This window comes from Dactylosporangium sp. CS-047395 (genome assembly GCF_050942185.1).
Classification (GTDB): Bacteria; Actinomycetota; Actinomycetes; order Mycobacteriales; family Micromonosporaceae; genus Dactylosporangium.
Genome location: NZ_CP192015.1, coordinates 10071909 through 10095696, shown reverse-complemented (window position 1 = coordinate 10095696; position 23788 = coordinate 10071909). Strand labels below are relative to the sequence as shown.

At 73.4% G+C, this 23788-nt stretch carries 20 protein-coding genes and 1 pseudogene; 13 read left to right on the top strand and 8 right to left on the bottom strand.

Annotation, left to right across the window (positions count from 1 at the left end; genetic code table 11):
- Positions 1-67 precede the first annotated feature (67 nt).
- Positions 68-1048, top strand: coding sequence for a bifunctional heptose 7-phosphate kinase/heptose 1-phosphate adenyltransferase (locus tag ACQP00_RS47150; protein ID WP_433210225.1), 981 nt, complete (start codon positions 68-70; stop codon positions 1046-1048).
- 84 nt (positions 1049-1132) lie between these two features.
- Here ACQP00_RS47150 and ACQP00_RS47145 read toward each other — a convergent pair whose 3' ends face one another.
- The gene (locus ACQP00_RS47145; RefSeq protein WP_433210223.1) at positions 1133-1522 is read right to left on the bottom strand and encodes a hypothetical protein; all 390 of its coding nucleotides are present in this window, start codon (positions 1520-1522) and stop codon (positions 1133-1135) included.
- 173 nt (positions 1523-1695) lie between these two features.
- Here ACQP00_RS47145 and ACQP00_RS47140 point away from each other — a divergent pair, with 173 nt between their 5' ends.
- The 4 genes from ACQP00_RS47140 to ACQP00_RS47125 are packed head-to-tail and all read left to right on the top strand — an operon-like array spanning position 1696 to position 5426.
- A complete protein-coding gene (locus ACQP00_RS47140; protein WP_433210221.1) occupies positions 1696-4074 on the top strand; it encodes a sensor histidine kinase in 2379 nt (792 codons plus the stop codon).
- Entirely contained in the window at positions 4075-4497 is a 423-nt protein-coding gene (locus ACQP00_RS47135; protein WP_433210219.1) for a roadblock/LC7 domain-containing protein, read from the top strand.
- A 10-nt stretch (positions 4498-4507) separates the two neighbouring features.
- Positions 4508-4867, top strand: coding sequence for a DUF742 domain-containing protein (locus tag ACQP00_RS47130; protein ID WP_433051258.1), 360 nt, complete (start codon positions 4508-4510; stop codon positions 4865-4867).
- Positions 4848-5426, top strand: a complete 579-nt coding sequence (locus ACQP00_RS47125; protein WP_433224243.1) for a GTP-binding protein — start codon at positions 4848-4850, stop codon at positions 5424-5426. The genes ACQP00_RS47130 and ACQP00_RS47125 overlap by 20 nt, the downstream gene beginning before the upstream one ends.
- A 594-nt stretch (positions 5427-6020) precedes the next feature.
- Here the strand turns inward: ACQP00_RS47125 and ACQP00_RS47120 are convergent.
- Positions 6021-6557, bottom strand: a pseudogene (locus tag ACQP00_RS47120) (FAD-dependent oxidoreductase); the annotation flags it as partial.
- Positions 6558-6658: 101 nt separating this feature from the next.
- Here ACQP00_RS47120 and ACQP00_RS47115 point away from each other — a divergent pair.
- Positions 6659-8137, top strand: coding sequence for an amino acid permease (locus ACQP00_RS47115; protein ID WP_433210217.1), 1479 nt, complete (start codon positions 6659-6661; stop codon positions 8135-8137).
- 23 nt (positions 8138-8160) lie between these two features.
- Positions 8161-8607 (top strand): hypothetical protein, encoded by a 447-nt coding sequence (locus tag ACQP00_RS47110; RefSeq protein ID WP_433210215.1) that lies wholly within the window; start codon positions 8161-8163, stop codon positions 8605-8607.
- 7 nt (positions 8608-8614) lie between these two features.
- Here the strand turns inward: ACQP00_RS47110 and ACQP00_RS47105 are convergent, their stop codons facing one another.
- Positions 8615-9277, bottom strand: a complete 663-nt coding sequence (locus ACQP00_RS47105) for a hemerythrin domain-containing protein (protein ID WP_433210214.1) — start codon at positions 9275-9277, stop codon at positions 8615-8617.
- A 101-nt stretch (positions 9278-9378) separates the two neighbouring features.
- Here ACQP00_RS47105 and ACQP00_RS47100 point away from each other — a divergent pair, with 101 nt between their 5' ends.
- Both ACQP00_RS47100 and ACQP00_RS47095 read left to right on the top strand, forming a co-directional pair.
- The gene (locus tag ACQP00_RS47100) at positions 9379-12660 is read left to right on the top strand and encodes an ATP-binding protein (protein ID WP_433210212.1); all 3282 of its coding nucleotides are present in this window, start codon (positions 9379-9381) and stop codon (positions 12658-12660) included.
- Between the two features lie 1012 nt (positions 12661-13672).
- Positions 13673-15772, top strand: coding sequence for an MMPL family transporter (locus ACQP00_RS47095; protein ID WP_433210210.1), 2100 nt, complete (start codon positions 13673-13675; stop codon positions 15770-15772).
- A 26-nt stretch (positions 15773-15798) separates the two neighbouring features.
- On the opposite strand, the gene ACQP00_RS47090 is transcribed toward ACQP00_RS47095, so the two are convergent.
- The 4 genes from ACQP00_RS47090 to ACQP00_RS47075 are packed head-to-tail and all read right to left on the bottom strand — an operon-like array spanning position 15799 to position 18863.
- Complete coding sequence (locus tag ACQP00_RS47090) at positions 15799-16470, bottom strand: hypothetical protein (protein WP_433210208.1); 672 nt, start codon at positions 16468-16470, stop codon at positions 15799-15801.
- Positions 16467-17030 carry an NADAR family protein gene (locus ACQP00_RS47085; protein ID WP_433210206.1) on the bottom strand — a complete coding sequence of 188 codons (564 nt, stop codon included), beginning with the start codon at positions 17028-17030 and terminating at the stop codon, positions 16467-16469. The genes ACQP00_RS47090 and ACQP00_RS47085 overlap by 4 nt, the downstream gene beginning before the upstream one ends.
- Before the next feature lie 31 nt (positions 17031-17061).
- On the bottom strand, positions 17062-18210 hold the full coding sequence (locus ACQP00_RS47080; protein WP_433210204.1) for a sensor histidine kinase: 1149 nt from the start codon (positions 18208-18210) through the stop codon (positions 17062-17064).
- A complete protein-coding gene (locus ACQP00_RS47075) occupies positions 18207-18863 on the bottom strand; it encodes a response regulator transcription factor (protein WP_433051228.1) in 657 nt (218 codons plus the stop codon). The genes ACQP00_RS47080 and ACQP00_RS47075 overlap by 4 nt, the downstream gene beginning before the upstream one ends.
- 121 nt (positions 18864-18984) lie before the next feature.
- Here ACQP00_RS47075 and ACQP00_RS47070 point away from each other — a divergent pair, with 121 nt between their 5' ends.
- Genes ACQP00_RS47070 through ACQP00_RS47055 form a run of 4 tightly spaced genes read left to right on the top strand, consistent with a single transcriptional unit; the run spans position 18985 to position 22556 of the window.
- The gene (locus ACQP00_RS47070) at positions 18985-19593 is read left to right on the top strand and encodes a hypothetical protein (protein WP_433210202.1); all 609 of its coding nucleotides are present in this window, start codon (positions 18985-18987) and stop codon (positions 19591-19593) included.
- On the top strand, positions 19590-20660 hold the full coding sequence (locus tag ACQP00_RS47065) for a peptidoglycan-binding protein (protein ID WP_433210200.1): 1071 nt from the start codon (positions 19590-19592) through the stop codon (positions 20658-20660). Before ACQP00_RS47070 ends, ACQP00_RS47065 begins: the two co-directional genes overlap by 4 nt.
- Positions 20657-21394, top strand: coding sequence for an ABC transporter ATP-binding protein (locus ACQP00_RS47060; protein WP_433210198.1), 738 nt, complete (start codon positions 20657-20659; stop codon positions 21392-21394). Before ACQP00_RS47065 ends, ACQP00_RS47060 begins: the two co-directional genes overlap by 4 nt.
- Positions 21354-22556 (top strand): ABC transporter permease, encoded by a 1203-nt coding sequence (locus ACQP00_RS47055; RefSeq protein ID WP_433210196.1) that lies wholly within the window; start codon positions 21354-21356, stop codon positions 22554-22556. Before ACQP00_RS47060 ends, ACQP00_RS47055 begins: the two co-directional genes overlap by 41 nt.
- On the opposite strand, the gene ACQP00_RS47050 is transcribed toward ACQP00_RS47055, so the two are convergent.
- Positions 22499-23740 (bottom strand): glycosyltransferase, encoded by a 1242-nt coding sequence (locus ACQP00_RS47050; RefSeq protein WP_433210194.1) that lies wholly within the window; start codon positions 23738-23740, stop codon positions 22499-22501. The two genes, ACQP00_RS47055 and ACQP00_RS47050, sit on opposite strands and share 58 nt — an antisense overlap.
- Positions 23741-23788 lie beyond the last annotated feature (48 nt).

The following is a 23788-nucleotide window of genomic DNA, read 5'->3' as shown; positions in this document are numbered from 1 at the left end:
GATTGTCGCAGGCGCGGGCGGGCGCGGGGCCGGGAATGAACCGGCCCGGCCGGGGTACCGGCGGCCGATGGAAAGTTCAGGCAATTTCGCCGTCCTGGCCGAGGGCTGGCGGGACGCCTCGGTGCTGGTCGTCGGCGACGCACTGCTCGACGGATGGCTGTGCGGACGCCCGGTCCGGCTCAGCCGGGAGGCCCCCGTGCCCGTGGTCGCCCTGGAGGACACCCGCGAGGCGTGCGGCGGCGCGGCCAACACCGCGGCCAACTTCGCCGCCCTCGGGGCCCGGACCACCCTCGTGGGCACCGTCGGGGACGACGACGCGGGGGCGCGGCTGCGCACGTGCGTGTGGGACGCCGGGGTGGCCGACCGGCTCGTCACCGCGGTCGGGCGGCGCACCGTCACCAAGCGGCGGGTGGTGGCGGACGGCTACGTGCTGGTCCGCTTCGACGACGGCGACACCGGCCCGCTCAGCCCGGTGGTGGCCGAGACCCTGGTGCGCCGGCTCGACGAGACCCTCAGCGCCGAGCCGCGCCCGGACGCGGTCGTCGTGTGCGACCACGGCAACGGCACGCTCGGCCCGCAGATCCGCGCGCTGCTCGCGGCCCGCCGCCTCGACCTGCCGCTGTTCGCGGTCGACGCGCACGACCTGGCCCCGTGGGCGCCCACCGGGCCGGACCTGGTCACCCCGAACCGGGGCGAGGCCGCGCGGGTGCTCGGGCACCAGCCGGGGGAGTTCGACCGCGACCGGGACCGGGGTCAGCTGCTGCGGCGCACCGGGGCGGCCGTCGTGGCGGTCACCCTCGACGCCGAGGGCTCGGCCGTGCTCAGCCTCGACGGGGAGACGCTCACCACCGCCGCGCCGCCGGCGCCCGTCGCGCACGCGGCCGGCGCGGGCGGGGCCTACCTGGCCGGGTTCGTGCTCGGGCGGCTGGCCGGGGCCGACCTCGCGGAGGCGGCGGGGGTCGCGCAGCGTTGCGCCTCGATGGCGATCCGTGGCGTCGGCACCGCCGTGGTGCCCGAGCAGTTCGGGGTGATCCAGCGGGTCGGCTAGAACGTGCACGACCCGGTCATATAAATATGATCTGACCAGTGATATAAATTGCGGTCGATGCGCGCCGCGGCCTTCCCCGACCTGTTACTCCACGTCCGCGTGGGGGCCGTCGGCCGCGCAACGCACGACCACCCGGACCTCCTTGCCGCCGTCGGCCTTGAAGGTGACCCGGGACTGCGGCCCGGGCGCCCGGTCCGCGCTCGCGATGTGGAAGCCGGCCGCGGGGCTCAGGTAGCGCACCCGCACCTGGGTCCCGTCGCAGCCGGCGACGATGTTCCCGCCCGGCGTGCGCAGGATCCGCGGCGCGTCCGGCGACGGGGAGGGCGAGGGCGTGCTGGGCGCGCCCGGTGCCGGTCGGGCCGCCTTCAGCAGGGCGGCCCGCCCCGCCGCGGCGGCATTGAAGGCCAGGGCGATCAGCCCGGCCGCACACAGCACCCAGGCCCCGACGGCCACCACCCAGCGTCCACGTCGCATCGCGCCGGGCTGCCCCGGGACGTCCGGTGTACACCGGGCGAAGGGCGGAAAAAGGGGCGAGACCGCTATATGCCCCTGACAACCTCGCTGGTGACTTCCGGCCCCACCTGTCCGTATCATGCCCGAGGCGCCACCCCTCCCATCGCCCCGCGACCCAGCGAGGAACCGACCGTATGAAGAGCTCTTCGTGGAGAATCCGTACCTGGTCGATCCGCGCGAAGATCATCACCCTGCTGGTGCCGCCCCTGGCCTCCCTCGTGGTGATGTGGGTGTTCGCGACCACACTGACCGCCGGCGACACCGCCGAGCTGTTCAACAGCCAGACCTACTACGCGCTGTCCGGTAAGCCCTCCGAGAACGTGATCGTCGAGCTGCAGCGCGAGCGGAAGCTGACCCAGGTGTACCTCGCGACGGGCCGCCAGGAGGGCAAGCCCGAGACCGCCGCGCTCACCGAGCAGCGCGGCAAGGTCGACGAGGCGCTCAACGACTTCCGCCGCCGCGCCGCCGACAGCGACCTGCAGGACGCGATCCCCGAGGTGGCCCGCGGCCGGCTGCGCGACATCATCAAGGAGTTCGACGCGCTGACGGCCGGCCGGACGGGCATCTCGCTGGGCCAGATCGACCGGGCCGAGGCGCTGAACGTCTACAACCGGCCGATCGACGCGGTCTACCACTGGTACGACTCGCTGCCCGGGATCAGCGACGCCAACCTGACCCGCAACGCGCTCATCGTGATCGCCACCAGCCGCGGCCGCGAGCAGCTGGCTCGCGAGGACGCGATCATCAGCGGCGTCGCGGCGGCCGGGAAGTTCCAGAATCGCGAGAGCTCGGACCTGGTCGCGGTGATCGGGGCCAAGCGCAACGTGTACGCCGACGCCACGTACGGCCTGCCCGAGAGCGGCCGCGCGCTGTGGGACCCGATCGCGGCCGGCGACAACTACAAGCGCGTGCAGGACCTCGAGAACAAGATCATGTCGGACGCCCGGCCCGGCGGCCTGCTGCCGATCGACATCAACGTCTGGCGCGACGCGTACGACAAGCTCGTGGCCCAGCTGCGCGACTTCGACCTGCGCTTCGGCGAGGTCATCGTGGCCGACGCGGGCCCGGTCGGCACCGCGATCGTGCTGCGGACCATCGGCGCCGGCGTGCTCGGCCTGATCGCCGTGGTGATCTCGATCCTGCTGTCGATCCGGATCGGCCGCTCGCTGATCCGGCGCCTCGTCGGCCTGCGCCAGGACGCCCAGGACCTGGCCGACGTCCGGCTGCCCGCGCTCGTCGCCCGGCTGCGCCACGGCGAGAAGATCGACGTGGTGGCGGCCGCGCCGCCGCTGGAGTACGGCGCGGACGAGATCGGCAAGGTGGGCAACGCGTTCAGCGCCGTGCAGCGCACCGCCGTGCAGTCCGCGGTGCACGAGGCCCAGCTGCGGCAGGGGCTCAACGAGGTCTTCCTCAACATCGCCCGGCGCAGCCAGACCCTGCTGCACCGCCAGCTCGGGCTGCTGGACCGGATGGAGCGGCGCAGCACCGACCCGGAAGAGCTCGAGGACCTCTTCCGGGTCGACCACCTCGCCACCCGCATGCGCCGCCACGCCGAGGACCTGGTCATCCTGGCCGGCGCCGCACCCGGCCGGGGCTGGCGCAACCCGGTGCCGATGGTCGACGTGATCCGCGGCGCCGTCTCGGAGGTCGAGGACTACGCCCGGGTCGGGTTCCTCGCCCTGCCCGAGGCCGCGCTGGTCGGGCGGGCCGTGGCCGACGTCATCCACCTGCTGGCCGAGGTGATCGAGAACGCCACCGCGTACTCGCCGCCGCACACCCGCGTGCAGATCAGCGGGCAGCTGGTGCCGAACGGCTACGCGGTCGAGATCGAGGACCGCGGCCTGGGCATGGCCCCGGAGGCGATCGAGGAGGCCAACCTGCGCCTCGCCCAGCCGCCGGACTTCGACCCGGCCAACTCGGCCCGGCTCGGCCTCTTCGTGGTGGCGCTGCTGGCCGCGCGGCACGGGGTGCGGGTCACGCTGCGCTCGTCGGCGTACGGCGGCATCACCGCGGTCGTGCTCATCCCGCCGCACCTGATCTCCGGGGCGACCCACGAGCTGACCGCGCCGACGCCGGCCGAGGAGCGCCAGGCCGCCGCCGAGGCCGTGCTGGAGCTCGAACCCGCCGACGCCATCCGCCCCACGATCGAGGAGGTGGGCCCGTCGTCGGTGGAGTATGTCGTCGCGGCGGCCGCGAAGCCTCCGGCAGTACCGGAGCAGGCTCTTGCCCCGGTGCGGGACGAGGACCCGGAGCTCACCGATGACGGGCTGCCCCGGCGCCGGCGTCAGGCCAGCATCGCCCCGCAGCTCAAGGAGCGGCCGGAGGAGGAGCGGACCGTCGACGGCATCCCGGCGGCCCAGTTCGCGACCACCGCGGTCGGTGGGCGATCACCCGAGCAGACCCGGGCGATGATGACCTCGCTGCAGGCCGGCTTCACGAAGGGGCGGCGCGACGCCGGGCAGCTCGGGCCCGACGAGGCCGCCGACACGAATTCTCCGGAAAGGGACGCATAGGTGACGCACTCGACGAGCCGCACCGGCAAGCTCGACTGGCTCCTCGACGATCTCGTCGAGCGGGTCGAGTCGGCGCAGCACGCCGTGGTGCTCTCCGCCGACGGGCTGCTCATGGGCGCGTCCAGCGGGCTCGGGCGCGACGACGCCGAGCACCTCTCGGCCGTCGCGTCCGGGTTCCAGAGCCTGGCCCGCAGCGCCGGGCGGCAGTTCAACGGCGGCTCGGTCCGCCAGACCATCGTGGAGATGGACAACTCGTTCCTGTTCGTCACCGCCGCCGGGCAGGGTGCCTGCCTCGCGGTGCTCAGCGCCGCCGACTCGGACATCGGCGTGATCGCCTACGAGATGGCGATGCTGGTGACCAGGGTCGGGCAGTACCTCACCGCGCCGTCGCGACCGGGCGTGTCCCACGATGCCACCGGGTGACCACGACTGGATGGACTCCGACGCCGGCCCGGTGGTGCGCCCGTACGCCGTGACGGGCGGCCGGGCCAAGCCGGCGGTCGGCGCCTTCGACCTGGTCGCCTTCGTGGTGAGCCGGGTCGACGGGTCGGGCGAGCAGAACCTCCTGCCCGAGCAGCGCGCGATCCTGGCGCGCACCAGTGAGCCGGTGTCGGTCGCCGAGCTCGCGTCCCATCTCGATCTCGCGCTCGGCGTCGTGCGCGTCCTGCTGGGCGACCTGCTCCAGCAGGGGCTGATCGAGATGCACGAACCGGAGTACGACCAGTCCGTCGGGCCGCAGCGGCCCGACGATCGCATCCTCAAGGCGGTTGTCAATGGCCTCCGAGCGCTCTGACGGTCACGTTCCCCTCGCGGTGAAAATCCTCATCGCGGGCGGGTTCGGCGTCGGCAAGACCACGCTCGTCAGCGCGGTGAGCGAGATCCGCCCCCTCCAGACGGAGGAGGTGCTCACCAACGCCGGCGTCGGCATCGACGACGTGCACGGCGTCGAAGGCAAGCGCACGACGACCGTGGCCATGGACTTCGGCCGGATCAGCATCAATCAGGACATCGTGCTGTACCTCTTCGGCACGCCGGGCCAGGACCGCTTCTGGTTCCTGTGGGACGAGCTGGCGCTGGGCGCGCTCGGGGCGGTGGTGCTGGCCGACACCCGCCGGCTGAACGACTGCTTCCCGTCGGTGGACTACTTCGAGGGGCGCAACACGCCGTTCCTGGTCGCGGTGAACTGCTTCGACGGGGTGCAGAAGCACAGCGCCACGCAGATCGCCAAGGCGCTGGACCTCGACCCGGACGTGCCGGTCGTGCTCTGCGACGCGCGGGACCGGCGCTCGGTCAAGGACGTGCTGATCGCGCTGGTCGAGCACGTCATGACCCTCAAGCAGGTCGCGGCTTAGCAGGTCGGCCTGCCGTCTGATCTCCGGTACGGCGGTCGTCTCCCACCAGTTCGGGCCCCTCCGTACCGGGCCGATGGTCCAGATCCGTTCGGTGATGCGGCCCTTGTGATCGACTTCGAGGCCCAGGCCGTCCTTGACCAGGTTCTGGCCGAGTTCGGTGGCGGCGATGCCCTGCGGGCCGGTGCAGTTGATGATGGCCGCCGGGTTCTGCGGGCGGCTGCGGCTGACGGCCGGAGCCTTTCCGGCCGAGGCCGGCGGCATGCGGTGGCGGTGGATCTCCCAGTAGGTGGCGACGTGGCGCACGAACCGCTGCTGCGCGTCGGGGGTGAGCTGCCGCCAGAGCTCGTCGGTGCGCGAGCGCAGCGCGTCGACGGCCGAGCGCCAATCCGGCTGCGTTGCCGCGAACTCGCGCACCGCCCGCAGCAAACCGCCCAACGAGCTTCCCTGGTACTCGAACGTGCCCGTCGCCGGCAGCACGTCCGCGTGCACGCGGGGCAGGAGCCCGCGGCGCGAGCAGGCGACGACGGGCGCCCGGCCTTCGAGGGCGATGGCGACGTCCACGGCGGTGAGTCCGGTGCCGATCAACAGCACCGGGCCGGGGCCCTCGATACCGTCCAGGGCGCCCGGTTCCCACGGGTTGGGCACGTACCGCGGATGCTCCGCCAGGTGCGCCAGCGCGGGCGGCAGGGCCGGCGCGCCGTGCCCGGACGCGAGCACCACCCGGTCGCCGCGCAGTGCGCCGCCGCCGCGCAGCTCGACGGTGCCGTCGGCGCGCACCCGGGTCGCGTCCGCGCGCACGTGGGTGAAGGTGGCGCCGCGCAGCCGGTCGTGCAGGTAGTCGCCGTAGACGCCGCGCGGCGCGAAGTCGGCCGGGCCGATGTCCAGGTCGCGGTCGCGGCACCAGCGCACGAAGTCGTCGGGCTGGTCGGCCAGGGCGCTCATCGCCGCCGCGCGCGAGTTGAGCAGGTGGGCCGGGTGGCGGGTGCGGTACGCCGCGCCGCGCCCGAGCGCCGCGGCGGGCGCCGGATCGACCAGCACGACCCGGTGCCGGGGGTCCCGGCTCAGGTGGATCGCCGTCAGCGCGCCGCTACAGCCGCCCCCGACGACGACCGTGGTGCAGGTCCGCCCCATCGCTCACCTCCGGCTTTAATTCATATTCAACCGATAGACTTTATCGTACTCCACGGGAGCGCCACGTGTAGGAAGGTGATCGTTCGGGCATGTCGGTTCGCATGTCGTCACTCTTTCGCACGAAGTCGATCGAGCAGTCGATGCGGGACACCGACGAGCCCGGCCACAAGCTCCGCAAGAACCTCTCCGCGTTCGACCTCACCGTCTTCGGCGTGGGGGTCATCATCGGCACGGGCATCTTCGTGCTGACCGGGCAGCAGGCGGCCAAGAACGCCGGCCCCGCCATCGTGATCTCGTTCGCCCTGGCCGGCGTGGTGTGCGCGCTGGCCGCCCTCTGCTACGCGGAGTTCGCCTCCACGGTGCCGGTCGCCGGCTCGGCGTACACGTTCTCCTACGCCACCCTGGGCCAGTTCGTGGCCTGGGTGATCGGCTGGGACCTGTGCCTGGAGCTGGCGCTGGGCGCGGCGGTGGTGTCGCGCGGCTGGTCGGCGTACCTCCAGGAGCTGTTCGGCCTGCCCACCTGGCTCGCCGGCGACCACGCCCGGCCCGACTTCGGGGCCGCGTTCATCGTGCTGGTGCTGTCGATCGTGGCGATCGTGGGGGCCAAGCTCTCCGGGCGCGTCACCGGCGCCCTGGTCATCGTCAAGGTGGCCGTCGTCGTGTTCGTCATCGGCCTGGGCCTGTTCTTCATCAAGGCCGCGAACTACAAGCCGTTCATCCCGCCGGCCGAGGCCTCGGAGAAGGCGTCGGGCGGGGACGCGCCGCTGCTGCAGGTGCTGGCCGGGATCACCCCGCAGCACTTCGGCTGGTTCGGCATCGTGGCGGCGGCCTCGATCGTCTTCTTCGCGTACATCGGCTTCGACGTGGTGGCGACGACCGCCGAGGAGACCGCCCGCCCGCAGCGCGACGTGCCCCGCGGCATCATCGGCTCGCTGATCATCTGCGCGGTGCTCTACATGGCCGTGTCGTTCGTGGTGACCGGGATGGTCCACTACGGCGACCTGAACACCGCGGCCCCCCTCGCCAAGGCGTTCGACCTGGCCGGGCAGGGCTGGGCCTCGAAGATCATCTCGCTGGGCGCGGTCTGCGGCATCACCTCGGTGATCCTGGTGCTGCTGCTCGGCCAGTCCCGGGTCTCCTTCGCCATGGCCCGCGACGGGCTGCTGCCGCCGGTGCTGGCCAAGGTCCACCCCCGCTTCGGCACCCCGTGGGTCATGTCGACCATCACCGGGGCGATCGTGCTGGTGCTGGCCGCGTTCGTGCCACTGTCCGAACTGTCCGAGCTGACCAGCATCGGCACGCTCTTCGCGTTCGTGGTCGTCTCGATCGGCGTGGTCGTGCTGCGCCGCACCCGGCCCGACCTGCCGCGCGGGTTCCGGACGCCGTGGGTGCCGGTGCTGCCCGTCGTCAGCGTGCTCGCCAGCGTCTGGCTGATGCTGAACCTGCCGGTGGTCACCTGGGTGCGGTTCCTCATCTGGATGGCGCTCGGCCTGATCCTGTACTTCGCCTACGGCATGCGCCGCGCCAAGCGCTCCGCCGACCGGGGTGAGGCCGCCGAGGTCGAGCCGACATCGACCTAGGGTTATCGACATAGGGTGGGTGCATGACCGACTGGGGCCTGCAGTCCGACGACTACCACCTGGACCTGAGCCCGGACGACGTGGCCGACCCGGAGGCGGTGTTCGGCCACGGTCCGCTCACGGCCGAGTCCTACGGCACGGCGGGCCTCAGCGCGGCCGACCCGGATCCGTCGCTCTCGGCGGAGGATCCGTCGCTCTCCGCGGGGGACATGGGCGGCGACGCGGAGACGGTCGGCTACGACTCCGACGGCGACGGCCGGGTCGACATGCTCCTGGCCGACACGGACCAGGACGGCCGGACCGACGTGGCGATGTGGGACACCAACCACGACGGCCTGGTCGACCAGGTCGCCTACGACCAGGACCACGACGGCCGGATCGACCTGATCTACCACGACGACGACTTCGACGGGCACGTGGACCGCGTCGAGGAGGCCGACGGCGACCTGCCCGGCTACACGTCCAACTAGCCTCCAACTAGCCTCTGCGTACGGTGCTCATCCGCTTGGCGTAGGAGCGCTTGCCGACCGTCCAGTACAGGACGCGGGCCGGCAGCGGCAGGTGGCCCAGGAACCGGGTCCGCTCGGCCGGGGTGGCCTCCTCCAGCAGCGCCCCCAGCGTGAACAGCAGCTTGTCCTTCGGGGTCTTGGCCATCGCGTGCTCGCCGAGCGCCGACCACTCCGGCACCGTCAGGTGCTCCTCGATCAGCGGCAGGACGCTGCGCTCCTCCTCGTCGAGGTGCTCGAGCAGGTCGCGGCGGTGGCGGGCCAGCGCGCCGACGAGCGCGTCGCGCTCCGGCTCGGCGGGCGTGCGCTCCCACGCGGCCAGCAGCCGCTCGACGTCCCGCAGGCCCGCGTCGACGACCTGGTGCTGCTGCTCCATGCGCAGCACGAGCTCGGCGTCGAGGTCGACCCGGGCCAGCAGCTTGGGCCAGAGCAGCTCGTCCTCGCTCGTGTGGTGGTTGTGCAGGCCCTCCACGTAGTCCCGGGCGAGGCCGGCCAGCAGCGCGGCCCGCGCGGTGTCGCCGGGGCGGACGGCGCCGATCAGGTCGTGCAGGTATCGCGACTCCCGGCGGAAGACGCGGTGCACGATGACCATCTCCTGGGCCCAGGGGCGCGCGGTGGCGGTGGTGGTGCTCATATCGGTGACTCCTGTCCGTCGAAATTCGCCGTCTCAAGGTCGCCGGACTGTCTTGTAGCGGTCTTGGAGTGCGCTTGGCGGCGGCTACGATGGCGCCCGTCATGCTGCTGCGGGTGCTCGGACCCTTCGAGGTCGCGGACGATGCGGGCGGAACCGTCGACTTCGGCGGCCCCCGCCAGCGCGCCGTGCTCGCCCTGCTGCTCACGGCCCGCGGTGACGTCGTCTCGGTGGACCGGATGATCGAGGACCTGTGGCGCGGCGAGGCCCCGCCCCGCGCGATCGCCTCGCTCCAGGCGTACGTGTCCAACCTCCGCCGCATCCTCGAGCCCGGCCGCGAGCGCCGCGCCCCAGCCCGGCTGCTGGTCAGCGCGCCGCCGGGCTACGCGATCCGGCTCCCGGCCGAGTGCGTGGACGCCTGGCGGTTCGAGCAGCTCCTGGCCGAGGCTCGCGCCGCGCTGCCCGACGATCCGCGGCGGGCCCGGGCGCGGCTGCGGGCCGGCCTGCAGCTGTGGCGCGGCGACGCCCTCGCCGAGTTCGCGGCCGAGCCCTGGGCCCAGCCCGAGGCGGCCCGGCTGGAGGAGCTGCGCCTCGCCGCGCGGGAGCTGCTGCTCGACGCGACGCTGCGCACCGGGGCCGCGGCCGAGGCGGTGGCCGAGGCCGAGCTGCTGACCCGGCAGGCCCCGCTGCGCGAGGAGAGCTGGCGGCTGCTGGCCCTGGCCCTGTGGCGCAGCGGCCGGCAGGCCGACGCGCTCGCCGCCCTGCGCCGCGCCCGCGCGATGCTCGCCGAGGAGCTGGGCCTCGACCCCGGCCCGGCGCTGCTGGAGCTTGAGGCGTCGATCCTCACCGGGACGGCTCCCGTCGCCCTGCCGCCACCCGTGGTCGTTCCCGATTCGCCGGTGGTGGACTCGGACGAGCTGTTCGTCGGGCGCGCCGAGGAGCTCGCCACGCTGCGCGCGGTCACGCCGCCGCGGGTGGTGCTGCTCAGCGGCGAGGCCGGGGTGGGCAAGAGCAGCCTCCTCGGCCGGTACCGCCAGGAGCTCGCCCGGCAGGGCTTCCGGGTCATCGTCGGGCGCTGCCCGGAGGTCGAGGGCGCGCCGCCGGCCTGGGCGTGGGTCGAGGCGCTGCGACAGCTCGCCGCGGCCGTGCCGCCGGGCGACCTCGCGGGCGAGCTGCGGCCGCTGCTGGCCGAGGACGCCGGGGCGGAGCCGGGGGAGGACGTGGCGGCCGGGCGGTTCCGGCTGCATCGGGCCGTGGCGGGCTGGCTGGCCGCCGCCGCGGCCGAGCGGCCCCTGGCCGTGGTCCTCGACGACCTGCACGCGGCCGACGGCGAGACGCTCATGCTGCTGGCCCGGGTGGCGGAGCTGATCGAGCCGGGCGGGCCGCCGCTGCTGCTCGTCGCCGCGCTGCGCCCGGCCGACAACCGGGAACGGCTCGCCGCGACCATGGCGGCGCTCGCGCGGCGCTCGCCGGTACGGGTACAGCTGCAGGGTCTGGAAACCGGCGACGTGGCCCGGCTGGTCGAGGCGTTCGCGCGCACGCCGGTCGATGCGCCGACGCTCGCCGCGCTGGCCGAGCGGACCGGCGGCAACCCGTTCTATGTGCGCGAGTCCGCGCAGCTGCTCGCGTCCGAGGGCGCCCTGGTGGCCACCTCCGAGGTGCCCGAGGGGGTGCGCGACGTGCTGCGGCGGCGGCTGTCCCGGCTGCCCCAACCGGCGGTCGCGGTGCTGCGGCTGGCCGCCGTGGTCGGGCGCGAGGCGGACGTCGAGACGCTCGTGGAGGCGGCCGACGCCGACGAGGGCGGGGTGCTCGACGCGCTGGAGGCCGGGCTCATCGCCGGGCTGCTCACCGAGCCGGCGCCCGGACGCGTCCGGTTCGTGCACGGGCTGGTCCGCGACACCATGTACACCGACCTGTCCCGCCTGCGCCGGGCCCGCATGCACGCGCGGGTCGCGGCCACCACGCGGGCGCTGCGCCCCGACGACTACCCGGCCCTGGCCCACCACTACGCGCGGGCGGCGTCCTCGGAGACCGCGGCGGCGGCCGTCGACTTCGCGGTGCGGGCGGCCGAGCTGGCCGAGCGGCGCTACGCGTACGACGCGGCGGCCGAGGTGCTCGGGGCCGCCCTGGCCGCGATCGAGGCGGCCGGCACCGTGCCCGGCGACCGCGACGCGCTCCTCGTCGACCTGCTCGGGCGGCTCCTGCGGGCCCAGGCGAGCGCGGGCGCGGTGGCGGCGGCGCGGCGGACCCGGCAGCGGGCCGTCGACGTGGCCGCCGCCGCCGGCCGGGACGACCTGCTCGTGGCCGCGTTCACGGCGTGGACGGTGCCGACGCCGTGGCAGATCCACGAGTACGGCGTGATCGACGAGCGCCTCGTCGACGTCCTCGACCGCCTGCTGCGCCGCGACGACCTCGCCCCGGCCGACCGGTGCCGGCTGCTCGACGCGCTCAGCAGCGAGCTGGACGGGGAGGCCGACGAGCGCGGGCCCGCGGCCGGGCGGGAGGCCCTGGCCATCGCCCGCGGGCTGGGCGATCCCGAGCTGCTCGCCCTCGGGCTGGCCGCGCGGGGCCGGTCGATGCCGTACGACCTGGAAGTGCCGGCCCGCCGCGCGGTCGCACTGGAGCTGCGGGACCTGGCCGCCGCGCACGGGCTGGTGGCGTACCGGTGGCTGGCCGAGCAGATGCTGGGCAACGCGGCCGCGGCGAGCAACGAGGCGGACGAGCTGCGCACCTCGACGGCCCGCCAGGGCACCCTCGCCGCGACCTACCACCTGCCCGAGCCGCAGTCCATCCACCTGGCCCAGCGGGCCACCCTCGCGCACATCGAGGGCGACCTGGCCGGGTCACGGGCGCTGTACGACGAGTGCCTGGAGTCGATGCGCCGGCAGGGCTCGTTGCACGGGGACGCCTTTCACTTCTTCGCGACGTTCGGCGTGATGCTGAGCGAGGGCCGGCTCGCCGAGTTCGTGGAGCCGACCCGCTACGTCGCGCAGGAGCTGGGCACGGTCGCCCACGACGCCTTCGCGCTGACCCTCGTCGCGGCCGGGCGGATGGACGAGGCGCGGGCGGTGCGCATCGGGGTGCACCCGGTGCGGCCGGACTACTTCGCCTCGGCGTTCCTCACCGTCCGTACCCTGGCGATCGTCGCGCTCGGTCGGGTGGACCTGGCCGAGCCGGTCATTCAGGCGCTGCTGCCGGTGCGCTCCCAGCTGGCGGGGGTGTCGAGCACGTCGATCGCGATGCAGCCGGTCGCGCTGAGTCTGGGTGAGCTGTACCGGCTGCAGGACCGTCGCTCGGCGGCTCTGGAGAGTTTCCAGCTCGCGGCGGACGTGGCGGCCCGGTGGGGTTCTCCGCACTGGCTGGCCCGGGCGAAGTCGTTCTTGTGAACGCGAACGCGATGAGCGCGACCGCGCCGGCGGCGAAGCCGGCGTTGCCCCACCAGCGGACCGGGTCGTGCGGCTCCATCAGGGCCGTGAGGACGAAGCCGCCCCAGGCGTAGGTGAGCAGGGTGCCGGCGGCGATGGCCAGGATGTGGCGGTCGGTCCAGCTCGTGCCGGCCAGCCAGACGCCGGCTGCCGCGAGCCAGGCCAGGCCGAACCAGAAGCCGGGCCAGGACTCCGGTCTGGCGAAGAACACGCTGCTGGCCGCGAAGGCGATGACGCCCGTCAGCATTGCGTTTCCGGGCGACTTCTGTCGGAATTTATGGTTCTTGGGCAGATATGCGAGACCGATCAGCAGCAGGGCCGCGGCCGCCGCGCCGATGCGCTGGGCCGGGGTGGCGAGGAAGCCCTCGCTGTCGCGCAGGTCGCCGAAGATGATCCAGCAGCCGAAGAGGTAGAGCAGGGCGGTGCCGGTCATGCCCTTCCAGCCCAGCCAGGGTGTCGTGCGGCCGCGCTCGACCAGCGCGATCGGCACCGTGATGCTCCAGATCGCGTGGCCGGCCACGAACGACAGCGTGCTGGCCGCGCTCAGGCCCAGCGCCGGGATCGGGGTGACCGACTGGAAGTCGTGGCCCTCGAAGCTCGGGTTGAACAGGGACTGGTCGACCAGGCCGGCCTCGATCACCCCGTAGGCGGCGCCGAGCAGCAGGATCGTGGGCCAGCCGCGGCCGGTGCGGCGGGCGACCTCGCGGATGAGCAGGGCGCCGCCGCCGTACATGGGCACGAGGAACGGCAGCGCGGGCAGCACCCGCACGGAGAGGTTGCCGAGCAGGAACTCGCCGACCAGCGGGGCCAGCAGCAGAAGACCGAGAACCATGGGTCGAGTCCAGCCGCTCCCGGGATGGTTTTCCAGCGCCGAAAGTCGACTTGTGCCCCGGCATTAGTGGACTCCAAGTGGGCTGAAAGCGGAGCGGCGCATGGTGCTCGTACCTTGGCTTACCTATTTGTGGAGGACGTCATGTCCCGTTTCCTTGGCCGGCTCGGCGGCGCGGCGGCCGCCCACCCCTGGCGGACGATCGGCGCGTGGTTGATCGCGCTCGTCGCCTTCACCGCGCTGTCCGTCGGCTTCGGCGGCACCCCGCACGACGACTACAACGTGCCCGGCACCCAGTCCCAGGCCGGCACCGAGTTCCTGCGCGCGCACTTCCCGCAGATGTCCGGGGCCGACGCGCGGGTGGTCGTGCACGACGGCAAGCCGCTCGACCCGGCCGTGCTCGAGTCGCTGCGCGGCCGCCTGGAGCGGATGCCGTCGGCCGGGATCGTGGCGCCCGCCCGGATGTCGGCGGACGGGGACACGGCGCTGATCGGCGTGCAGTACGACATCCCGGTCACCGACTTCGAGGGCACCACGGCCATGGACGCCCTGCGCGCCGCGGCCGAGCCGCTGCGGCGGGAAGGGCTGCAGGTCGAGTTCGGCGGCCAGGTCGCCGAGAACATCTCCGCCCCGAGCGGCACGGCGGAGGCGGTCGGCATCGTGGCCGCGCTGCTGATCCTGGTGCTCGGGCTCGCCTCGGTGGTGGCGGCCGGGCTGCCGCTCGTGGTGGCGATCGCCGGGCTCGGCATCGCGACCGCGGTCATCGCGCTGCTGGAGAAGGTCACCGACATCAGCAACACGGCGCCGACGGTCGCCACCATGGTCGGGCTCGGCGTCGGCATCGACTACGCGCTGCTGCTCGTGGCCCGGCACATCGAGGGGCTGCGCCGCGGGCTGTCCCCGCGCGCGGCGGCGGCGGAGGCCAACGCGACGGCGGGCGCCTCGGTCGTGGTGGCCGGCCTGACCGTGCTGGTGTCGCTGTTCGGGCTCAAGCTGGCGACGCTTCCGGTGTACTCCTCGTTCGGCTACGCCACCTTCGCCGCCGTGGTCGCGGTGATGGCGGCGGCCCTGACGCTCGTGCCGGCGCTGTGCGGCCTGGCCGGGCACCGCGTGCTGCCGCGCAAGGTTCGCCGTTCGGCCGCCGTCGTCGAGAAGCCCAGCCTCACGGGTCGCTGGGCGGCTGCGGTGGGGCGGCGTCCCGTGCTGGCCGCCCTGGCCGCGCTCGTGGTGCTGGCCGCGCTGGCCGCGCCGATGCTGGGCATGCGCACCTGGCCGCAGGACGCGGGCAGCCAGCCGACGTCGAACACCACGCGGCAGGCGTACGACCTCGTCTCGGCCGAGTTCGGCCCGGGCGCCAACGGCCCGCTGCTGCTCGCCGTGGACACCACCAAGGTGTCCGATGTGGACGGTCTGGTGGCCCGGCTGCGCACCGAGCCCGGCATCGCCTCGGTCGCGCCGCCGGCGGTCAACGGCACCGCGGCGGTGATCGCGATCGAGCCGACCACCGGCCCGCAGGACGAGGCGACCACCCGGCTGCTGGACCACCTGCGCGCCGACGTGCTCCCCGCCGGGGTGCAGGTGACCGGGCTGGTGGCGGTCTTCGCGGACATCTCCGAGCGGCTCGCCGACCGGCTGTGGACCGTCGTCGCGTTCGTGGTGGCGCTGTCGCTCATCCTGCTCACCGTGCTCTTCCGGGCCCCGGTGGTGGCCCTGAAGGCGGCGATCATGAACCTGCTGTCGGTGGCCGCGGCGTACGGCGTGATGACCGCCGTCTTCCAGACCGACTTCGGCGCGCGCCTCGTCGGGCTCCCGCACGCCGTCCCGGTCTCCAGCTGGGTGCCGATCCTGCTGTTCACGGTGCTCTTCGGCCTGTCGATGGACTACGAGGTCTTCCTGCTCGGCCGCGTCCGCGAGGACTGGCTGGCCACCGGCGACGCCCGCGGCAGCGTGGTCCGCGGCCTGGCGGCGACCGGCCGGGTGATCAGCAGCGCGGCGGCCATCATGGTGGCGGTCTTCATCGGCTTCGCCCTCGACCCCGACGTGACCGTGAAGATGATCGGGGTGGGCATGGCGGTGGCCGTGTTCATCGACGCCACGCTGGTGCGGCTGGTGCTGGTGCCGGCGACGATGGCGCTGCTGGGGCGGGCCAACTGGTGGCTGCCCCGGTGGCTGGACCGGCTGCTGCCGCACGTGGAGGTGGAGAAGCCGGCGCCTGCGGTCGCGCCTGCGCCGGCTTCTGTGTAGCCCTTCGTCGTGCGGCGACCCTCGGTCTATCGCAGGCCGAGGGTCGCCAGCACGCGGCGGGTGATCTCGGCGACGGGCCGGAGGATCCACTCGTTGACCCACCGCACGGGCGGGACGACGAGGTACTGCCAGACGAACCTGACCGGGACGACGACCAGGTACCGCCAGAGCAGGACCACGGAGTGGTTCCAGGCCCAGGCGATCGCCGTCCCGATCGGCACCACGACCCACCGCCAGACGAACGCGATGGCCTTGCCGATGGGCGTGAGGACGTACCGGTAGATCCGCGTCATCACCCAGCCGACCGCCCGGGCCGCTTCCAGGAGGATGCGGCCGAGCAGGTACCAGAAGGGCGCGGTGGCCTTGAGCAGCCACCAGATGCCCTCGGCGAGCGGCGCCAGGACGTGCTTGACGAGCCAGACGAGCGGCGTCCAGAGCAGGTTGACGGCGATCCAGCGCAGCGGGATCCACAGCAGGTACAGCGTGATCCAGCGCAGGGGTAGCCAGATCACGTAGTACAGGAACGGCTGGATGACGTACTTGGTGAGCGGGGCGCCGACGTACTTCCACAGCTGCGCCAGCACCCAGCCGAGCCCGTCCCAGGCGAGCTTGACTGGCACCACGAAGATGACGGCCAGCACCCGGATCGGCCACGCGAGCCAACCCGGCAGCGGCTGGACCTCCTCGCGCGCGCTCACGCCCGGCCGCCCAGCTCGTGGCGGGCCTGCATGAGGGCGTACCCCAGCAGGTTCAGCCCCCGCCAGCGCCGCGGGTCCTGGACCGCCTCGTCGTCGGCGGCCAGGCCGATGCCCCAGACCCGGTCGAGCGGACTCGCCTCGACGAGCACCCGGTCGCCGGTGCCCAGCAGGAACCCGCGCAGCTCGTCGGTCGAGTCGAACTTCGCCCGGCTGGCCGCGACGACGATCGCGAACCGCTCGCGGGCCCACGTGTCATCGTCGTAGCCCTTGACGGTCCGGCCGACGTTCTTGGCCTCGGCCGGGCTCTTCGCAACCAGCACGCGGCCGGCCGCGTCGTCGTCCCCGAAGAGCCGGGCCTTGCTCCACATCATGTAGTGCTCGGCCGACGGAAACCCGACACCGTCGAGCTCGAAGCGGGCCGGCCACCACTGGCTCAGGCAGCTGGCACCCAGGGTGCCGTCGGGCCGGGGCCGGTGACCCCAGAAGTACAGATATTTGTAGCGCTTCCCCGAATCGAGGAGGCGAATGAGTGCTTCGTTGGTAGTAGGAGGTGCGGACATGCCCCCGAGTGTGCCCGATCACCTCGATTCGTCATGTCGGATATTCGCTGCTGGCGGCGGTGGGAAGGATCACCGTCACGGTCAGCCCACCCCCGTCGCGCGGGTCGGCGAACACCTTCCCGCCGTGCGCCGCCGCCACCGCCCGCACGATCGACAACCCCAGCCCCGCCCCGGGCCCGGCCGCCCGCTCCGTGCCCAGCCGCCGGAACGGCTCGAACAGGTTCGGAATCTCGTACCGCGGCACCACCGGCCCGCTGTTGCTGACGGTCACGAACACCCCGTCGGGCCGCGTCCCGCTCTCCACCCGCACCCAGCCGCCGGCCGGCACGTTGTGCCGCACGCCGTTCTCGACCAGGTTGTGCACCAGCCGCTCCAGCAACACGGCATTGCCCATGGTCGGGGCCTCGTCGGCCACGGACGTGACCTTCACGGTCCCGTCGTCCTGGTGCTGGGCGGCCACGTGGGTGACGACGTCGGCCAGGTCCACATAGGAGCGGTCGCCCACCGCGCGTTCCGAGCGGGCCAGCAGCAGCAGGCCGTCGATGAGGCGCTCGTGGCGTTCGTTGACGGCGAGCAGGGTGCGGCCGAGCTGGCGGAGCTCGGGGGCGGCGTCGGGGTGCTCGGTCGACACCTCCAGCAGGGTGCGGTTGAGCGTCAGCGGGGTGCGCAGCTCGTGGGAGGCGTTGACGATGAAGCGGCGCTGGACGTCGAAGGACTTGTCGAGCCGGGCGATCATCAGGTCGAAGGTGTCGGCCAGCTCCTTCACCTCGTCGTACGGGCCCCGCAGGGCGATCCGCTCGTGCAACCCGCGGTCGGGCGCTCCGGCGATGCGCCGGGCCGTCTCGGTGACCCGGTGCAGAGGTTGGAGCAGGCGGCCGGCGATCAGCCAGCTGAAGGCCAGGCCCAGCGCCACGACCACGGCCAGGGCGATCGAGCCCTGGGTGAGGACGGCCCGGCTCGCGTCGGAGCGGACCTCGCCGCGGAACTGGGTGGCGAGGTCGCCGGCCACCCCGGCTCCCGGTAGGGGGAGGTCCTCGCCGATGGTCTTGGTCACGAACAGCTTGTCGCCCAGCTGCTGGAAGACCAGCAGGTAGGTGATGCCCAGCAGGAGCAGCCCGCCGGCCAGCAGCATGCCGCCGACCACGAGGGTCAGCCGGGTCCGGATGGTCATCTTCCTCATGGGATGCGGTACCCCACTCCCGGCTCGGTCAGCACGACGGCGGGGTCGCCCAGCTTCCGCCGCAGCTTGAGGATCGTCATGCGGACGGTGTGCGTGAACGGATCGGCGTGCTCGTCCCAGGCCTTCTCCAGCAGCTGCTCGGCCGAGACCGCGGCGCCGGCGGCCCGGAGCAGCTCGGCCAGGACGGCGAACTCCTTGCGCGAGAGTGGGACGTAGCGGCCGTCGCGATACACCTCGCGGCGATGCGGATCGAGGCGGATGCCGGCGCGCTCCAGCACCGGCGGGGCGGCCGGGCGGGACCGCCGTCCGAGGGCCGCCACGCGCGCGGCCAGCTCGCGGAAGGCGAACGGCTTGGGCAGGTAGTCGTCGGCGCCCAGGGCGAGCCCGGCGACCCGGTCGTCGATCTCGGCGGCGGCGGTCAGCATGAGCACCCGGGCCGCCGACTCGCGCCGGGTCAGCTCGCGGCAGACGTCGTCGCCGTGCAGCACCGGCAGGTCGCGGTCGAGCACCACGACGTCGTAGTCGTTGACGTCGAGCCGCTCCAGGGCGGCCGCGCCGTCGTGGACCACGTCGACGGCGTGGGTCTCCCGCCGCAGGCCCTGCGCGACCGTCTCGGCGAGAAGCCGCTCGTCCTCGACCACCAGAATCCGCATGCCTCCATCGTCCTCCGCGCCGGTGTCAACCCGGTGTCAACGTTCGCGGTTACGGCCGGTTGACGCGCACCCGCCTTGACTGAGCGGCAGCAGCACATCGATCCGACCTTTGGAGGTCACCATGCGCATCAGGACCAGCCTCGCGCTCGGCCTGCTGCTCGTGCTCACCGCCGCCGGCTGCGGCAAGGCCGGCGGCACCGGCGACGAAGGCGTGGCCAGCGCGGGCGGCGGCAAGGCCGATGCGACCCCGACCGCCACCGCGACCGGCGGCACCGGCGTGCGGCGCGATCCGCAGGCCGACCAGGAGGCGTTCCTCAAGTTCGCGCAGTGCATGCGCGATCACGGAGTACCGATGGAGGATCCGAACTTCGAGGGAAACGGCGTCTCGCTGACGATTCCCGAGGGCACCGACAAGAGCAAGGTCGACGCGGCGCAGGCGGAGTGCAAGAGCCTGATGCCCAACGGCGGCGAGCCGCCCAAGCTCAGCCCCGAGCAGCAGGAGCGGATGCGCAAGTACGCGCAGTGCATGCGCGACCAGGGCATCACCAACTTCCCCGACCCGTCCGAGGAGGGCGGCTTCATGATCGACGGCGACAAGCTCAGCGTCGACCTGCGCGGCGAGCAGATGAAGGCGGCCGAGAAGGCGTGCGAGCAGTACGACCTGCGGCCCAAGGGCGGCGACGGCGAGGCCGGCGAGAAGACGACGCAGGACAGCGGGGGCGGGGCATGAGCAACCGCCGCCGGCGCGGCCGCACGGGACAGGTGATCTTCGGGGTGGCCGCCGTGGCCGCGGTCGGGGCGGCGGCCGCGGCCGGGCTGGGGCTGCCCGAGCGCGGAAGCGACGCCGGCACCCCGACCAGCTCGCCGCCGGCCAGGACGGCCCAGGTCACCAGGCAGACGCTGGTCGACACCGAGAACCACGACGGCAAACTGGGCCACGGCGACAGCCGCACCCTCTCCGGCCGCGGCGCGGGCACGCTCACCGAGGTGCCGGCGGTGGGCACGACCGTCCAACGTGGACAGGCGCTCTACCGGACGGACAACACGCCGATCATTCTCTTGTACGGTGTGCTGCCCTCCTACCGCAGCCTGACCGCCGGCGACGAGGGCGCGGACGTCAAGCAGCTGGAGGAGAACCTCGCCGCGCTCGGGTACACCGGCTTCACGGTCGACGACGAGTTCTCCTCGGCGACGGCGAGCGCGGTCCGCAAGTGGCAGGGCGACCTCGGGCTCACCAGGACGGGCACGGTGGAGGCCGGGCGCGTCGTGTACGCGACCGGGCCCGTCCGCGTTGACGAGCACAAGGCGGAGGCGGGCGATCCGAGCGGGGGCGCGATCCTGGCGTACACGAGCACGACCCCGGTGGTGACGCTGGACCTCGACACCGACGACCAGCGGCTGGCCAAGTCCGGCAGCGCGGTCGCGGCCAAGCTGCCCGACGGCCGCAGCGTGCCCGGGAAGATCGCGGCGGTGCGGACGGTCATCCAGCCGGCGCAGGGGAACGATCCGGCGGAGACGAAGTACCGGCTGACCATCACGCCCGATGACGCGAAGGCCTTCGACGGGCTCGACCAGATGACGGTCACCGTGACGTTCACCGCGGGCCGGCGGGAGAACGTGCTGGCGGTACCGGTGCAGGCTCTGCTGGCTCTTGCCGAGGGCGGCTATGGCGTGCAGGTCGTCGAGAACGGCACCGCGCGCGTCGTCGCGGTCGAACTGGGGCTGTTCGCCGCGGGCAAGGTCGAGATCACCGGGGACGGTCTCGCGGCCGGCACGGTCGTCGGGATGCCGGGATGACGACCTTCATCGATCTCACCCCGGAGCCGGCGGCCGTGCCTGTCGTGCAGCTGGAGTCGGTGTGGAAGGAGTACCCCGGCGGGGTCGTCGCGGTCCGCGACGTCAGCCTCACCGTGGCCGCGGGCGAGTTCGTGGCCATCGTCGGCCCGTCGGGCTCGGGCAAGAGCACCATGCTCCATCTCATCGGTACGCTCGACCGCCCCACCGCCGGCACGGTGCGCATCGACGGCCACGAGGTCGCCGGGCTGCGCGACCGCCGCCTGTCCGCGCTGCGGGCGCTCCGCATCGGCTTCGTGTTCCAGCAGTTCCACCTGGCCCCGGGCCAGCCCGCGCTGGACAACGTCGCGGACGGCCTGCTCTACGCCGGCCCGTCGCGGGCCGAGCGGCGCCGGAAGGCCGAGGACGCCCTGGTCCGCGTCGGGCTGGGCGACCGCCTCGACCACCTGCCGCACGAGCTGTCCGGCGGCGAGAAACAGCGCGTGGCGATCGCGCGCGCCGTCGTGGGTGAGCCGGCCATCCTGCTCGCGGACGAGCCGACCGGCAACCTCGACTCGGCCTCCGGCGCGGGCGTGATGCAGCTGCTCGCGGAACTGCACCACGCGGGCACGACGATCCTGGTGATCACGCACGACCGGCAGATCGCGGCCGGCCTGCCGCGCCAGGTGAGCATGCGCGACGGGGAGGTGGTCACGGATGACGACGTCGTTGGCGCCGGCGCGGCTGGCCCCCGCTGACGTGGTGCGGGTCGGCGGGGCCGGGCTGCGGACGCGGCCGATGCGGGCGTTCCTGTCGGCGCTGGGCATCGCGATCGGCATCGCCGCGATGGTGGCGGTGGTCGGGATCTCGTCGTCCAGCCGGGCCGAGCTCGACCGGCAGCTCGCCGCGCTCGGGACCAATCTGCTCACGGTCGCGCCCGGAAACGACATCTTCGGGGACGACGCGACGTTGCCGGACGAGTCGGTGGAGATGATCCGGCGGATCGGGCCGGTCACCGAGGTGTCCGCGGTGGGCAAGCTCGCGGGCGTGCACGTGTACCGCTCCGACCAGATCCCCGTCTCGCAGACCAACGCGATCACGCTGCGCGCGGCCCAGCTGGAGATGCTGCGCACGGTCGGCGGCTCGATGGCGTCCGGCGTGTGGCTCAACGCCGCGACCGCGCGCTTCCCGGCGGTCGTGCTCGGCGCGGCGGCGGCCCGGCGGCTGGGGATCACCACGGCCGGCGAGGGCGTGCAGGTCTACATCCACGCACGGTGGTTCACGGTCATCGGGATTCTCGCTCCGGTGCCGCTCGCGCCCGAACTCGACGCCTCCGCCCTCATCGGCTGGGACGCGGCCGCGGCGTACGCGGGCTTCGACGGCCACCCGACCACGGTCTACACCCGCGCGCGGGACGATCAGGTCGAGGCGGTGCAGGCCGTGCTGGCGCGGACCGCGAACCCGGCCGCGCCCAGCCAGGTGAAGGTCTCCCGGCCCTCCGACGCGCTCGCCGCGCGGCAGGCCACCGACAAGACCTTCACCGGCCTGCTCCTCGGCCTCGGCGCGGTCGCACTGCTCGTCGGCGGCGTCGGGGTGGCCAACACCATGGTCATCTCGGTGCTGGAACGGCGCTCGGAGATCGGGCTGCGCCGCGCCCTAGGCGCCACCCGGGGCCAGATCCTGGTCCAGTTCCTGGCCGAGTCGCTGCTGCTGTCGGCCCTGGGCGGCATCGGTGGCGTGACGACCGGCATCGCGGTGACGGCCCTGTACTCCAGCACCCGCGACTGGCCGACCGTCGTCCCGGCGTGGGCAACGGCCGGTGGGGTCGCCGCCACGCTCGTCATCGGCGCGATCGCGGGCCTCTACCCGGCGGTGCGCGCCGCCCGGCTGGCCCCGACGGAGGCCCTGGCCGCGCCGTGAGCCCGCTGGGCGAACTGGTAGGCCGCCATGAGGTGGCCGAGGTAGTGCTCCGCGGAGTACGCGTCCGCGGCAGCGCGGCCCGCCTCGGCCACCTCGTGGTGCAGGGCCGGGTCGGTGAGCACGCGGCCGAGCCCGGCGCCGAACGAGTCGGCGTCGGGTGCGGTCGCGAGGCGGCCCGAGGCCCCGCCCGGGCGTTCGGCGAGGGCGGCGTCGGCCAGCACGACCGGCAGCCCGGCCGCCTCCGCCTCGATCATGACCAGGCCCTGGGTGTCGGTGGTGGAGGCGAAGGCGAGGACGTCGGCCATCCGGTAGTACGCGGCCATGCGGTTGTGCGGCACCGGGCGGACCAGGCGCAGCGCGTGCGCCACGCCCATCTGACGCGCGACCCGCAGGACGTTGATGCGGTTCTGCTTGACGCCGACCATGACGAGCCGCGCGTTGGGCACCTGGCGCAGCAGGCGGGCGAACGACGCCAGCAAGAGGGCCGGGTCCTTCTCCTTGGTGGCGCGACCGACAGCCAGTACAACCGGCGCGGTTTCTGGAATCCGGAGCGAACGGCGCAACTCCGCGCGCCCGAGCGGGCACTCCGCGAGCTGGATCGAGGTCGGCACCGTCCAGACCGGTGGGAGCCGCTCGAACTCGGCCAGGCCGGCGGCCGTTTTCGCGGAGGGTGCGATCACGACCGAGGTGCGGTCCATGAACTCCTGGCCGAGCCGCAGCAGTTGCGCGCGACGTTCCGCGCCCGAGCGCGCCAGCCGCAGGTAGTCGCGCACGGTCCAGCCGAGCGCGAGGCGTTGCGCGGCGTGCGCGGCCCCGAACTGGATCTCCATGAAGTGCGCGGAGTACGCGAGCAGGTCCGTGTGCCAGGTCATGACCACGGGCAGGTCGTGCGCCCGCGCGTAGCGCAGCCCGCCGATGCCGACCGGGCCCGGCGTGTGCACGTGCACGATGTGCGGCACCGGGCGCATGCCGGAGAAGTGCGGCAGGCCCACCCGGATGTTGCGCATCGGCACAGGAAGCGAGCGGACCCCGCAGGGCTCGTCGCGCCCGCGCAGCAGCGGCGCCGGCTGGTACACCTGGACCTCGTGCCCGGCGGCGCGCAGGAGGGACACCGTGGCGGCCACCGAGGTCGCGACGCCGTCGGAGCGCCCCGGATGGCTGTCGCAGAAGTGCGCGATTCTCACGCCGCACATGGTGCGTTACGGTGCCCATCGCAGACGAGAATGCGCATC